This window comes from Caballeronia sordidicola (assembly GCF_001544455.2).
Classification (GTDB): Bacteria; Pseudomonadota; Gammaproteobacteria; order Burkholderiales; family Burkholderiaceae; genus Caballeronia; species Caballeronia sordidicola.
The window spans coordinates 1-14,767 of record NZ_FCOC02000025.1; the positions used below are offsets into that span (position 1 = coordinate 1).

Sequence of the window (14,767 nt, forward strand, 5' to 3'; positions counted from 1 at the left end):
CGTTTCGTTGCAAGCGAACTTGCTCTTCGATCCATTGCCGATGGGGCTCGCACAATGAACGGGCGAAATCGAAGTTGTGCTCCTTGACGGCCGCTGCCTGAAAAGCCGGTGGTCGCGGCGGTGGAGGAGTTTGGCCCGCGTCTTCTGAGCCGATGGTCGCGGGGGTGGGGGAATTTGCGGGCGTAAACGCGCGCGCCGCGAAGATCGCCATGTAGCGGCGAATCGTCTTGCGCTCGATTCCGGTGATCCGGTGAATCTCGCGCTGGCTCTTCCCGAGCTCCAGAAGCGTGAACACGGTACTTTGCTGATGCTGCTTCAAGACGTTCAACTCCCACCTCCAAGGCTGGCCAAGGAGGTAAAAATAACGTCCTGCTACACGGCGCGACCAGCGGCTACAAATTGCCTAGCTCGAGCCCAAGGGTGGAGGAGTTTGAAGTGACCACACCCGGAATGAAATGAACGGCCCCCACCCGTCGACAAGATCGTGCGGGGGACGCACTTCCGTCGGCCGACCGCGTAAAAGTGCCCAAATCGTTAGATGATGGAGATCTTCACAGGCAAACCGGAGAATCCAAAATGAAGCATACGACCGTTGGTGTGGACATTGCGAAAAACGTCATCCAGTTGCACTGGGTCGACCTAGACACCGGTGAAATCGTGAACAAGCCGGTTAAGCGCGCAGTGTTCCTGGAGCATTTCGCAAATCGTGCGCCTTGTAGGATCGGAATGGAAGCCTGTAGCGGTGCGCAACATTGGGCACGGCGGCTCATCGAAATGGGTCACGAGGTAAAGCTGATGCCAGCTAAATTCGTTAAGGCTTTCAATACCGGCAACAAAAATGACGCTGCCGATGCGCGCGCAATCTGGATGGCAACACAAATGCCTAGCAAAGCGGTTGCAGTGAAGACGGAGGCACAGCAAGCCGTTCTTGCGCTGCATCGGATGAGGCAGCAACTCGTGAAGTTTCGCACGATGCAGATCAATAGCCTCCGTGGCTTGCTGACTGAGTACGGTGAAGTGATGGCCCAGGGGCGCGCCGCGTTGGACAAGGCGATACCAAGTGTGTTGCAACGGTTGGTCGATCGTCTACCGGCGATTCTAATCAACACCCTGCGTGAACAATGGAACGGGCTGACAGCACTGGATAAACAAATTGCCGAAATTGAACGACGCCTGCAGACATGGATGAAAGAGGACAAGGCGTGCAATGCAATCGCTGCCATCCCCGGCGTTGGCCTGCTGACCGCGACAGCTGCCGTTGCTACGATGGGTGATCCGAAATCGTTCAGATCGGGACGCGAGTTTGCAGCGTGGCTTGGTCTGGTGCCTGGGCAAACAGGCTCAGGCGGCAAAATAAAACTGCTTGGGATCAGCAAGCGTGGCGACACCTATTTGAGAACCTTGCTAATTCATGGCGCTCGTAGCGTGTTGTTTCACACGAAGGAGCCTACAGAATGGATCGAACAGATGAAAAAGCGCAGACCACTGAACGTGGTGATGGTCGCGCTCGCTAACAAGATGGCGCGAATCATCTGGGCAGTACTGGCGCACGCCAGACCGTACACGAAAGATCATGTCAGCCTGAAGTCGGCTTGAGCAAGCATTCCGCTTAACGAGCAGTTCAATCGAGTTGGATAATCCCGTCGTAAAGTTGCGTTGGCAATCGAGTGTAATGACAGCACAGGTAAGACCGGGATTCGTGAAACCTGGAAATTCCAGCGAGCTTCGAGCTCTCACCCGGAATGAGGCACGAGTCAGCGGATTTCATAGAGACCCGCAGCGGCTATACCGGCTGCAAGAAGGTCGCATATAGAGCTGCAACCTATCCTGTTCTTCAACGCACAAGAAAGCCCGGCGCAAAGGGGGCCGTTCATATAGAGGAATTTGGGTGACCGCCCGGGCCCGCGGCGATCAATGTCTCGACGTTGGGGCCTGGCTCGACGCTTCCCTGAAACGACATTACACATACGACGAACGCGCCGAATGATGTCACAACCACGATATCCAGATCCGTAGTTACGCACTGCGCATGTAGCGCATGGACAAAGCGCAGGCCGCGTCGTATCACATAGTCGCCTATCCCCAGGCGACGCAGCGCTTGCTTGAAAACGGTCAAGACGAGCTCCACTGCCTTGTCCCCATCGGGGATACGCGAAGGTGCATTTACTTTACGTTGTTCCGTTGCACCTTCGGCCCAACGCCGACCAATGCAATCGCTCAAAGCTGTTCCGACCAAGACAATCTCCTCTTCGAAGTAGACCGTACCAGCCTAAGCAAAGAAGAACAAAGTCAAGCAGCCGGCGAGCCACGTCGATCGCCCTCCATGCAGAAGTGGCTAAACATCAAGCTGCCGCTCCAACGAAAAGGACGACACGTCGTGGGACTCGGAACTTTAGACCGTCAAGCTCTCCTCGGAGTCGTCATCGTCGTCACGCGTTTCTGGTCCGCTGCTCACGTGAGCGCTTGGATCGCTTACCTTAGAAAGCACGCGATACAGCGCCTGGCGAGAAATGCCCAGTGACTTTGCAGCGTGCGACTTATTGCCTTTTGCTGCCGCGAGCGCGACGAGCGCCTGCTCGCAACTCACCACCGGAGCATCAATCCTCCGGATTGCCGCAAACGAAGAGATGTAGGCACTCGCCTTGGTCGCCAATCCATGTCCAGCCGCAGCGACAATTTTTTCCATCGCTAACTGGTGCAATTGCGGATCGGGTTTGTGATCAGGACGCTTAATCGGCGCGGGCACGCCGGTCACTTGCTCGTACATGCGCTGCAAATAGGCGTGGCGCAAACCGTGCACCGTCACCCCTAGGCCCTTTTGCGATACGCCCTCGTCACCCAACACCTTGTAAAAATGGCGATACCATTGTTTGAGCGTATGGGTTTCGGGGATCATCGAGCCTGTGCGGGGGTTTGCCATCTGCGCAGCCCGAATAAGCAAGTCATACTGCCACTCAGCATCAATGGGCACCACACGCGCACGCCCGCCTTTGGTCCCATCGGCCACGTGAAGATGGCCAGACACGCGCAGACACTGAAGTGGGCGCAGCAGCATGCTCTCTTGTGCACGCAGGCCAAACGCAGACTGCAGCTCGACTTGAAGTGCGACCCATCGGTCGTTATGCGTTAAGCGTGCAATGACCCCGTCAACATTCACGTTAGCCGCCTCCCACGATTTGTCCCGCTGCGCCACGTAATACCGCCGGTATCCTTCGGGGCGTGCAATGTAGTCGTCGACCGTACCCACCAACTGGTGTTTGCCCATCCATGCAGCCAGCGTGCGCCAATACGTGAGCTTGTTTTCGACCGTCCCTGGGCTCTGTTTATTTTTAATCACCCACACATTAACCAGATGCCGAATATGCTTGCTCGAGATATTCCACGGTGTCTCGATTGCAAAGCCATCGCGCCTTAGCTCTTTGAAACCAGCGATCAAAGACAAGAGGCGCCGCTCCTGTGTTTTAATTGAGATGGCATTCGCCGTCACCCGTGTTTTACTATGCGCTTTAGATAAAAATTTTTGGAAGAGCTTTTCAAGCTCCTCCGTTAAGCGCTTGGGGAGACCAGACCGTTCGAGTAAGGTGCGAAAATTGATAACCACTTTCACTTGATATGCCTCTGATTAAGTTGGAGCCGCATCAAGGCGGCACAGATCGGAATAAAAAGACTTACTTTGACTGAAACTTTTCAACATCCGAAGCCACGATTCGTGAAAGGGGCACTAGGTTGGCTGCGGATGCGACCCGGCCATAAGACGCGGGTCAGGCCTAGCAAGTCCGCACAAGAAAGTGCACTCAGTAGAGCTTCGTTTTCTGTCAATGGTCGAAAAGCACGTCACATATACGTGGCCAAGGCACTCAGTTTTCGAAACCAAGCGACAAGCGTGCTTCGTCGACGCGCCGACGCGAAACTAATCGCACTTAATACACCCAGGGTGGCCCGTACGTGAACGTGCCATAAGCATGCGGCTATCCATCGAACAGAAGCCCGGTCTGATTATTTTTAGCCATTTTTAAATTCGATACTTTCAACAAGTGGCGCAACGCTTTAAATCGGACGTGTTTGTTGTCGTAGCTTTTGGGTAAACCGTCGTGCCAATCGATACGACGGTTGGGTTGCAGGAACTACACGCTTGCATTCCAGGACTTTAGCGATGATTGTTCGATCCACCCGACGCAGGGAAGCGGCTGCGTTCCGATGGTCCCAAGTCGATATACCGACTTAGGCTACTCAACCGACGCACGCTAGGGCGGCAGTTAAGCAATACTTTTTGCGCATTTTGGTTCGGCTGCGCGTGCCGATCGATTAGTTCTCGGAAACTCGTACATGCTTCGTACATGAAGTTTCCCACCCCTGGCAAGCCGGTGCATCGTTGCCGCGGTGTATCGGGCAACCCACACCATGCCCAGCGACAATGCTGAAGGGGCGAGCTGAATGTCCTCGAGGGCAGTGAGTCCGGTCACACGCTCGTTCTTAGTCGCACGCTCCGCGCTTAGCTGCGGATCATGGGCGGTCGATATGCCTAGGACGTCCAGGTGTCGGGACGGCGGCACGTGATGCAAGTAGCGGACGTCTGGGACGTCTTTCATGAAGATGGCGTTCATTGGAAAGCGTTGTAACGGAGTTGGGGCCCTCAGGCTCGGGTCGATGCGTCGATGGCGCGGTGTATGAATGAATCGTACCGCTACGTGCGGCGCGCACTGACTTGCAAAGCTCACGAATTTGCTATGTCTTTCGCCGCAAGCGGCTGAAATTAGCGTTATCTGTGAGCCACGAAGCCGCTACGCGCGCGTTTTTAGGTTTCCCGACACAACCCATAGGGTGATGCAGGGGCATACACGGCGCTCAATGGCGGTGACACGCCCACTGCGGTGTCGCAGCGTCCGCCCAAAAACAATACGGAGCAAGTTGCGCACTCAGTTGTCGCGTCGCACCACCAGTTGAATCGGCGCCAAGCCTTGTCAAAAAGCTCCTGCGCATGAGCTGGAGATACCCTTATGCGGATAACTACAAGGTTTCCCTTTTAAAGGCTTCAATGGGTCATCCTCTGAATTGTAGAGAAGGAAAGCTCGTCGGGTTGGGCTCTGACACCGCGTCGACGCTGTGGTTGTGCCGCCGCCTGAACGCCATCGCAGGAGACGCCGAAAGCACCGAAAGCACCAATGCGGGAGAGCGGACCCATCGCAATCACCGAACCGAACGACATGCAATGGGCCCGGATGTTGGGACGTCCCGCACAGTGTTTCGGCGACGCCACAAGGACGCTTTTCTCGCCCGACTTAGCGCACGCGATGCCCCATAAGTTGAGGCGATGATCTGGACCGCGTTTACGCGTCATCCGATTTGGACAAGCCCCGCCAGGTCATTTGCATCGGTCATAGTTAAACGGGGCAAGTGCATCTTGAGCCAAATCCAAGAGTGTGAGGATTCCCTTGAGACGCATGCGTTGAGCCGGAACAAGCTCGTATGCATGTGCCAAGTTTCGAATTCGTTCGCGCCAGTAGTCGGGGTTGAAAGTGATAGGACGGCCGCCTTCGGCCTGCACGACGGCATATCGAATCACAGCGTCCAGGTGCCTGAGTTCTGCATCAGCGAACATTGACGGCTGGCGTTTCGGTTGATTCAGGACCAACCGACGTTTAATAAGGCCCCTCATAGTACTGCCTCCGCCCGCCGGATCGTCGCGGACAATGCCTGCGTGACCCAATTAACGCGATGCGATTGTTCGTGCTCGTCAGTACGTCTAACTCGATCTGTAGTCCTATTGAAATATCTTAAACAATCTTTGTATGAATACGATTGCGTCCTACTGATGGTGAGTGCTTGATGAAACCGACACGAGGCGACGACGTTACGTTCAAATAAGGCAAGGCATGAAGCGGAGGCAGAAACATGATTTGTGCGCATTGGAAGAAAGATTTATTGGTGATAATCCATCTTCTCGGCTTGGCGGCAATGTCAAGGTGACGACGGCACGCCAAACCTGCAGTGGCCTGCGGCACTCGCGTCTTTGGATTGAATCACTCATCGCCGGCCACGGCCGTCGTCGTTTTTATTTTTTCTCGTCGCTCATTGCCCACCGTCTCAAGAGGGCAATCGGATTGCATGCCGCGACTGTGCATAGTCCGCGGTTTTTTTGGATGTACGCCAGTGCGCCATGTATTCTGGAAGCGGAATATCGCGTGCAGACGTCCAATTGCGCATCCGCCTGTGCCAACGTCGAGGGCGGCTTTCTTAACACCCATCCGGATACTTCGAGCGCAAATGTCGATAGCCCGTCATAGCTGGCCTTAGCGGTTCAGAGACTTGGATGCGGCTGCTGGGGGGAATCGAGCGCCCCTTTGCACTTTGCGTGGTTTGAAAGAGGCGACACCCTGATCGCCGTACAGGGTCTTTCTCACAAAGACGCTATAAAACGTATCTCTTTTGCAGCACCCGACCGTCAAAACAGATGACGGAAGCCCGGAATGCCCGAAAAACGTTTTCCAGATTTTTTATTTTGTTATCCGGGGGATTTTTCGAATCTTCTTATTTATAATCAAACACTTATAAAAAACAATGTGCCGCGAGACCCTGAGTGCCGATCAGGGTCTCCTGAAACTCAGATCACCATGCGCGTCGCCCGTCCGGTCAAGCCGTTACCTCAACGTCATTTGCCAATACTGTGGTGCGCCCGCAGTATTGGCTAGCTTCGGAAGCCAGGGCTATCAGTATCGCGAGGACTGCGGCACGCGGTGGCTCTGTGAGGTCTGTCAAGCGTGGATCGGAGCTTACTCGCGCAGTACCCGGAACGTGCCGCTTGGGCGACTTGCGAATGCCGAGCTTCGCGAGTGGAAGGCAAAGCTGCATGCAGCGCTCGAACCGATGGCCGTGACAAAAGCGCGGCGCGACGCAATATCAATCTTCGAGGCGCGCGCAAAAGGCTATCGGTGGCTCGCGAATGCCCTGCAGATTGACGAGAAAGCGTGCACGATCCACCAACTCGACGCGGACCAATGTCGTGCAGCGGTCGGCGTCATTGAGCAGTTCGGGCGTTCGCGTCTGGATCACGCCCCTTCAGCATAAGCATCCACCGTTCGTTAACCGGTGAACGTAACCCTTTTTCCTATTCATTGGCCCGTACCCTTCCCTTTAACCGCAGCCCGCAAGCTACCCGCGCGCGCCTCGCGAAACTTTCTCTCGTTCCAATCACTAAACGGGAGGCGGATCTTCTCTCGCTGCATGCCCACTGCGCGTTGCAAGCGCTGATCGACGGGCACGGTTGGCTAAATGGCGTGCAGTCACTGACCGAAATTCTGATTCTGACCTCGTTCGTCGCCGAGGCGGGATACGGTCAAATCTCGCGCCAAACGTGGCTCGACGCTGAAGCCGCACTGAACGCGGCGTTCGTGAAAGGTCGGGACGAAGCCATCTGGCAGATCGATGCCGATGGCTGCGCCCGCGTCGCGACTGTCTTGGCAATGCACGACGCGCAACTCGACGGCGCCCCACTTGGTGTGCTCGCAGGGGCGAGCGAGCGCCTCGAGCGACTAAAAGCCGGCGAACCCGAGCCGCTGCCGCAAAAGAAACGCGCCTGAACGTTCCTGTAAACGACAAAACCTGACACGAGGCCGGGGTTTGTCTTTGCCAAATAAGGCCAGCGTTTGCCGGGTTCAGCAAATTACCTCCACCGTTTGTCCGACCGACGCTTTCATCGCCCGTGGTAGCGGCGTAGTCGACGCCCGGAGAACCCGCGAACTACGGCACCTGCACAGGAACCGGCCCGCCGTATATGTCAGGCAAACCAGAAACGCCGAGGTGAGTCCTTCGCTCAGCCCGCATTTCAATAGGCTCGGTGAAAACCTTTCCATTGCCACGCAGGGGCGTGATCTCCGGTAAGTCGCCCCGTTCAAAGATCTGAACCTGGGCGACAGGCGTAGCGCAATCCGTCACGATCAAGCGCGCCGGTCTCAGCGAATAAAATGTCGGCAGGACTCTGCATGAAACTACGCCTGCGTTTCGGCCGTAAGCGTGCTCGTCAACCACTCAGACATTTTCAGTTCCGATTCCCCCTGATCACTGCTCAGGGGTCTGAAAGGCTAGCGTTTTGAACGCGTGTTGCCGTGCGGCATACCTGTTGCCCCAAAATCATTGTGACGACTGCGGCGGCGTCCGCGATGGCGGTTCGCAATTGCACTAGCGCCTACGAATACCGCAATGATCACGCCTCGCCTAAGTGGGTCACTCGTGCGCTGCGTGGATCGTATTTCTCGCGAAGCATAAGAAACGTTCTGCGCGATCGCTTGATAATGCCGACCAACGCGAATGGCAGCCGCATCGACGCTTAAACTAACGAGCCGTTACGAAAGCGCCGAGCGACAGCATCTCGAGCTTCGAGTCTTTAAGAAGGATTACCGATAACCGAAAACGGCGCGGCATATCGAAAAGAAACCCTGCACTATTCACCAACTTGTTGCCGGCTGAAATCGTCAGGCGAGCAGTCGTCGTGATTTGTTAGTCTGTGCTCACCGCGAAAACGCGCCTGTTCCAGTTGGGCAGCGCACATTCGGAAGAGAACAGCCGGAGCAGACGGTCAACGAGGCACCGTCGCCTAAAGGACATTATCTACCGGGCGGGACAGAGATTATTTAATATTTGACAGTATTTCGTAATGTTTCGCTCGGAAAGGGATATGTTTTTCCATAGCTTTCTCAATTACCCCTTATACGCCGTATAAGGGGTCTCGGGAAAGGCAGACCATCGATTGGCGAAGGAACGCGAGGCGTGAGATTCGTCCACTTTGGCTAGCGTGCACACAAGTGTGTAAATTGCACACCGAGCGTGATTGTGCCCGAGACAGCGGATTCGAATGCCGGGCCACGACTATCTCGTGCGGAGAGCTTGACGCGCGATCGGCTCAGATCTATTTCTTCGGGGCTTGCTTTAGTGTTCGGTGCTCGCGAACGCGCTAGGAAGGTATCGAGAGAACCGCACATTCTGCATCCGGCGGGCAAACCAACGAAGCGCACGAGGCCGCCCATGCCGTACAAGGTATGGAAGGTGTAAGCGCGCGGGATTGTCCAGATGAACGAATGAGCAAATCCGAGGTTGCTTTATCGGCAACCTCACGACCGCCTCGCCCGCAATTCGATTTGCGGGCTTTGGCAATGATGACCGTAACCGGTATGGGTGGGTCAAGTGGTGCGGCGTTTTGAGCGTGTTGTGTCCAGACCGCACCACGCTAGAAATCCTGTCAATCCCTATAATATTCAAATACTTATTAATTTTTGCACGCAAAAACTGACCACATCATGATCTGTTCCAAAGTGGTGCAGACCGTTCACTTTGCATCTGGGCCATTACAGCGCTTGTCATTGCGTGGAGAGCTTAGGATGAGCCGTAAGGCTGGCTTTGTGAATATTTCCAAGGGGCGACTTTTTGCGGAGCCTGTGCGCGGCGTGAGGATGTCACCCTAGGTTACGGCGCGGGCATTGCGCAAACGGCGGCGCGCATTTCCCTGTCGTCAGACGTTCGAGATAGCGGATCAAGAATAAACGGCGCGTCAACAGCGGCAATTACGTGCGGGTCAAGTCACGAAGGTACCAACCCAGTGGGCACCAGATTTCATTGACTTTGTCTAGGCTCGTGGCCCGACCTTTTTGAATGCCTCCTCGTGGGCACGCTCGGCGGCACGCCATATTTCGCGCAACGTCGAGCGCGTCCCTCCTCGGCTACAAACGCAGCGAAGATAAGAGCCTCGGTTAGTGACTGGCTTACCGGCGAGCCGGCCGCGATAATCTACGAGCACTTGCAGTGCAAGTGCGCATGCCGCGATGGAGTTTGGCCTCCCAAGTTTGGATTGGGAAAAGCCTTGGGTTGGACTGCACGCCCACACTGCTTGAGCAATGCGCATGAAAGGGAACAGTACAGGCCATCTCGGGAGGGTCGATCGTATGTGCGGGCTACTAGACGCGTGGCGTTTATCTGAAGGGTTGGTGTCAACCACTGTCAGCGGACGGCTATCAAGCGGTGGGCGCTTTTGCCGGACAAACATCCACAGCTTTCTCCGACTAGCACTTTTTTTAACGAGCGATTTCGCTATAAAAACAATACCTTACGGCGACGCCGTTTTTTTATGGGTTATATGCCGTGGTGGGGGGGCAGCTTCAAACTAGCCAAATTAAGCGCGTCTGCCGCACCGAAAACGTAATTAAATTAAAAAAGCACGTCACATGAAGCCAACTACGCGGCCACAGCCACATCGGCGGATAACAAACAGGACGCACACAAGCCAATCTCGCTTCCGCTTATTTACAAGCATCGACTCAAGCCTTCGCACACCAAGATGTGGGTAATCATGAGGTATAAGGGGGCTGAAAATTGGGCTAGTAGGACCACGCAGATCGTCCGCCTTCGGTATGCCGAAGTGCCAAAATCGATGATTCGACGAGAAAGGCATGTGGTTTTTGCGAGCTTTGCAAACTAAGACACGTCGTCGGAACTCTATACTCTGTGAATCCCCGCGCTGACGCGCATCGAACTCCGGCGAAGCTTTTACGTCTCGTCACTCGTATTTTAAGCAATCTTTTAGATGGTATCGACTGAAGCTCCCAGCGACTAGGCGACAGCGGAAGTGCGCTCGTTGCGACGATCGTGCAATCGTCGCTCCGAAGATTTATCTCTTGTAATTGGCCAGCCCTTCAGCTTTTTTTCCGCGCTATGTAATTTGTAGCGCTAACCCCGCGGGAGAACTCCCGTCGGGGAGAATGCTCGCATTTCCGAAGAGGTTTAACGTAATGAAGCTTGTTCCAGTGACGATCCGATATTCATGCGGCACTATCATTAAAGACCGCGTTTCGCTGGACCCAACGACCCGCGAGGTGCATTTCAGCTCCCGCCTGACAGTAATCTTTCTAGAAATGGCGAAAACCGAAGCCGCACCCTTTATCTCGATCAGTTTGAGCGGGCACGATTTCTCAGTGGTCCAAGGCAGTGACGGAAAACATATCCTCGCGCGCGAGAAAGATCGGATTCATGTCGAAGGATTTCGATCAATCTTCGCGCCTAATCGACCCCAGCGGCACTCAAACGGGCACCTGGCTCATCTGCTTAGCGTCGCCTCGTTGGCGGGGGCCTGCTGGAGCGCAGCTTCTGTAACGAATTGGAATCTCGCCGCAGTTGAGGATGTCGCTAGTTTCTTGATTTGCGCCGCTCTTCTTGGCATCGCAGGTTTTTACTGCAAGAGGGATTAACGATGAACTTTTCTATTGGGGTGATTGGTGCAGCAGCTTTAATAGCTTTATTTTTCGCATGGACTTCTCACAACGGTCGCAGGATCGAGCAGGACCATCGGCGACGAGCGCGTCAAGAAGAGTAGCGCCCGTTTTTGTTACCGCCAATAGGTGAATTAGAACGCGCCGCGCCCTGTACGGGCGCGGCTTTTTTTTAGATGTCCCGCGCCCAAATCCAAAACGAAATATATCCGTTCCCGGCGTCGCGTCGCTGTACGCAAACCCAGCAACTGAGACGGCAGAAATATCACTACCGCATTTCCCGAGGGTTGCGCACGCCGCTTTGTAGACAGACGCTTTCGGCGCGGTCGTGACGGCAGCGATACCATGGGGTTCATGCCTGCCGCCAAGAGCGGGGTAATTTGCTTACCGGTCAACGGTTTTTCGATAGTTTAGCTATCATTCCCACGATTTGGCCAACGCCCTACTACAAGAAAAGCAGGCGCTGGCTGAACATCATCCTTCTCTTTCTAGATTATCGATTCACCCAATAATGCAAGATGATCATGACCTTGAGCAATAGGCGAATGAAGATGAGGGTTGGTCGACCTAGGCCGATCGCGAGATACAGACCGCCCAAAGAAACTAGCATAAGCGAAACTGTGAAATCGCTTTTAGGGAAACAACCGATATCGACCGCGAAAATCACATAGAACATCACGGCGAGAATCACACGGCGAACGATCCAATGTAGTCCTATAAATCTACTATACATTGTCGCCCCCGCCCTTACGATGCATGAGCGCCGCACGCCGGAATAAAAATGCGGTTTCTGACGTGGCGAAAATCGCTGCGACAAGAATCCAGAATCGAATGCCGCGAGTCCAGTCAAGCTCGCGAAGACTTGTTAGTAACGTCATAGTGTTGCTCCAATCGATGGTTGACATCGGGTGCTCCAATAGCAGACCCGATTTCTTCATCGTCGCAGGCCACGGCGAAAGTCAAGGCTGGAACAAGTACGGTATAGAGGCATCTTTTTTGAATCCCGATTAGTCGACGCGTGGTCGCAAACCTCGACAAATTCATACGTATTTAACAAATCGAATACCTAATAGATAGGATAACTAAATTTTTTAAATATCGACGAAGTGCCCGCGCAGCTCAACCAGCTCTGAGAGAGCTAAGAATTATCCTAACCGTGGGAATTTTTTTATGGAACGGGAGACGGCAATTCAGCACGAAGATGGGCACCGCCTTATAAGGTTCAACGACACCTTCCTCCTTTGTTTTGCATAACGAAATTTCCGACACAACCTGATTCCGTGTGAATTTTGTTTAGGTTAGCGAAGATGCAATACACCACTTGACGTCTGTTATCTCAGCAACATCACGTGCGACGCAAAAAGATGAAGTGGGCACAGAGTTCTATCACTAGCGGGCCCTCGCAGCGAGCGCTGCGTTAGCGGCATTAGAAAGGAGACGTATTAATACATATAGCCGTGATGCTCTGACGGGGACATTCTGAGTGGACGACAGGGTACTTCCAAACTATCCTGAACATTTTCGAAAATTTGAATGCGTAGATGTGCGTTTCGTCGACCACTGCAGGGCAGTGTTGATGATCGAGGGTCACCCGTCTTCACCGGCTGTGATGGCCTCTGGACTCAACGCAAGACGCAGTCCAAGACTGAACCGGTCATTACGTGATAAGTGACAATTACAGCGAGCGCCAATAACATAAGTAGTTCAACCGCGAGCTTACGGCGAAGGCGATATGCGGCACGTACGTACTCGAAGGGCGACATAGGTTTTCCGTAAGCGGTCGGTGAAGGACACACCTCGGACTGGAATAGATTATGCCGAGGCATCCCGTTCGGGTTTGCCGAGGTTCCAAGGCAACAAGGCCTCGTAGTCGTCGGCGGTCTTGGCATAGGGCAGCGCCGTAAATAGGTCGACCAGATATCGATAAGCGTCGACACGATTTGCGACACACGTTTGGACGAGCGAGTACAGGTTCGCGCTCGCTTTAGCCCCACCCACAGAGTCAGCGAATAACCATGCTCGGCGTCCGACTACAAATGGACGAATCGAATTCTCAGCTGGATTGTTATCAATGGGCCACGCTTCGTTTTCCACATAGCGAATCAGTTTTGGCCACTGACCGGCAAGATATTTCAGGGCTTCGCCTAATTTTCCGCTCGGCGCAGTCGTATCGAGATGGTGGTCAAGGAGTCTCTTGATTTCCGTGAGCACTGCACGACTGTAGCGCCGACGTAAGCGCGCTCGCCAGTTGGACTTCTTATGCGCGTGCGACTCCGCCGCATAGAGCTTGGCAATGAGATGGATGAATTGCGTGGACGGCTGATGTACACCACGCGCCTCTTTGGGTAACCCGTCTTCCGCTTTCACGAAGTAACGTCTCGCGTGAACCCAGCAACCTAAATGCACGGCGCCATGGGTTTGCGCGATCGCGTTGTATGGTTCGTAGCCGTCGCTCATCAGCACGGCGCCGTGGCGCATGCCTGCCCATAGGTTTGACCCGTGTTGCGTGCCACGCCCGGGTGCATATCCGAAGAGCCGCACGGGTCGCCCGCTGCCGTTGATTTGGCACCACATATAGCTCTTGGTTTGCGCCGCTCGCCCAGGCTCCTTGAGCACTTGCACGGTGGTCTCGTCACCGAACACAATCTCGCTGTCGAGTAAGTGATCCCGCAATAAATTGATGATGGGCTGCACCGCCTCCCCCAGGCGCACGACACTGGCCGCAAGCGTATTGCGCGAGATGTCACCGCCAAAGCGTTTGAGCAGCGCCGCAATGCGGTACAGCGGCAACCCATCCACGAACTTCGACACCACGAACCAGGCCAGCGCCGCTTCGGTGAACAAACCCTTCGAGATGATGCGCAAACGCGCCGGCGTAACCTTGATGCCCTGGTCACACTCTGCGCACGCGTACTTCACGCGCTCGTGACGAATCACCCGTACTTGCTGTGGAACGATGTCAAGCTGCTCGCTGACTTCGACGCCGATCTCGATCAACGTCGTGCCGTCGTTTGGGCAGGTACGTTCTGATTCGGGCAATTCGTAGCGAATCACTTCACGCAGCAGAGCAGGATCGAGCGGCTTTCGACCGGGCTTCTTACGTTTATGACCCGCGACCTCAGTTTCAGCTTCGTCAGATTGTGCCGGCGCCGTCGCTGCGGTGGGGGCAAGCGCTTCGGCTTCGTTCAGAAACAGGTCCCGCTGCTCAGCACTACGTGCTTCGCTCTTGGCGCCAAACAACTGGCGCTGGAACGCTTTGAGTTGTTCCTTGAGAAGGTCGCGTTCGACCTTGGTCACCCGTAGTTCGCCGCGCAACGCTCGGCTATCGGCAAGCGCCGCATCACGCTCAGCGATGAGCTCGGTGAGCTCTTCGGCGGTGATCGAGTGGGGTTTGTGAATGTCGCGGGCCATGGCGTAACAATAGCCAATCGCGAGCCTTCGTAGGTTTACGGGAATTTCTAAACATCTGACCGGCGTCTCGTGGATGGGACAGACAATGAACGAGATGCACCGGT

General features: G+C 54.7%; 7 protein-coding genes and 2 pseudogenes. 5 read left to right on the forward strand and 4 right to left on the reverse strand.

The window, feature by feature from the left end; genetic code table 11:
- Positions 1-328 (reverse strand): annotated as a pseudogene (locus tag AWB64_RS26585) (helix-turn-helix domain-containing protein); the annotation flags it as partial.
- A 248-nt stretch (positions 329-576) separates the two neighbouring features.
- Between AWB64_RS26585 and AWB64_RS26590 the strand changes: the two are divergent.
- The gene (locus AWB64_RS26590) at positions 577-1,596 is read left to right on the forward strand and encodes an IS110 family RNA-guided transposase (RefSeq protein ID WP_060858404.1); all 1,020 of its coding nucleotides are present in this window, start codon (positions 577-579) and stop codon (positions 1,594-1,596) included.
- Between the two features lie 796 nt (positions 1,597-2,392).
- Here the strand turns inward: AWB64_RS26590 and AWB64_RS26600 are convergent.
- On the reverse strand, positions 2,393-3,607 hold the full coding sequence (locus AWB64_RS26600; protein ID WP_082850638.1) for an integrase domain-containing protein: 1,215 nt from the start codon (positions 3,605-3,607) through the stop codon (positions 2,393-2,395).
- Between the two features lie 2,212 nt (positions 3,608-5,819).
- Between AWB64_RS26600 and AWB64_RS26615 the strand changes: the two genes are divergently transcribed.
- From AWB64_RS26615 to AWB64_RS26630, 4 genes and pseudogenes are all read left to right on the forward strand, one after another.
- Positions 5,820-6,284, forward strand: a complete 465-nt coding sequence (locus AWB64_RS26615; protein WP_157766712.1) for a hypothetical protein — start codon at positions 5,820-5,822, stop codon at positions 6,282-6,284.
- Positions 6,285-6,611: 327 nt separating this feature from the next.
- Positions 6,612-7,065: pseudogene (locus tag AWB64_RS26620) on the forward strand (zinc-finger-containing protein).
- 170 nt (positions 7,066-7,235) lie between these two features.
- Positions 7,236-7,577 carry a hypothetical protein gene (locus tag AWB64_RS26625; RefSeq protein WP_060858409.1) on the forward strand — a complete coding sequence of 114 codons (342 nt, stop codon included), beginning with the start codon at positions 7,236-7,238 and terminating at the stop codon, positions 7,575-7,577.
- A gap of 3,198 nt (positions 7,578-10,775) precedes the next feature.
- Positions 10,776-11,231 (forward strand): hypothetical protein, encoded by a 456-nt coding sequence (locus tag AWB64_RS26630; RefSeq protein ID WP_157766713.1) that lies wholly within the window; start codon positions 10,776-10,778, stop codon positions 11,229-11,231.
- Positions 11,232-11,977: 746 nt separating this feature from the next.
- On the opposite strand, the gene AWB64_RS31750 is transcribed toward AWB64_RS26630, so the two are convergent.
- Both AWB64_RS31750 and tnpC read right to left on the reverse strand, forming a co-directional pair.
- A complete protein-coding gene (locus tag AWB64_RS31750; protein ID WP_157766714.1) occupies positions 11,978-12,157 on the reverse strand; it encodes a hypothetical protein in 180 nt (59 codons plus the stop codon).
- A 907-nt stretch (positions 12,158-13,064) separates the two neighbouring features.
- Positions 13,065-14,663: an IS66 family transposase gene (gene tnpC, locus AWB64_RS26640; RefSeq protein WP_060858412.1), complete on the reverse strand. Its 1,599-nt coding sequence runs from the start codon at positions 14,661-14,663 to the stop codon at positions 13,065-13,067.
- Positions 14,664-14,767: the final 104 nt, after the last annotated feature.

Excerpts from the sequence above, each read along its gene's own strand:
- AWB64_RS26590 (WP_060858404.1), top strand. The coding sequence starts at position 577 with ATGAAGCATACGACCGTTGGTGTGGACATTGCGAAAAACGTCATCCAG.
- AWB64_RS26630 (WP_157766713.1), top strand. The coding sequence starts at position 10,776 with ATGAAGCTTGTTCCAGTGACGATCCGATATTCATGCGGCACTATCATT.
- AWB64_RS31750 (WP_157766714.1), bottom strand. The coding sequence starts at position 12,157 with ATGTCAACCATCGATTGGAGCAACACTATGACGTTACTAACAAGTCTT.
- tnpC (WP_060858412.1), bottom strand. The coding sequence starts at position 14,663 with ATGGCCCGCGACATTCACAAACCCCACTCGATCACCGCCGAAGAGCTC.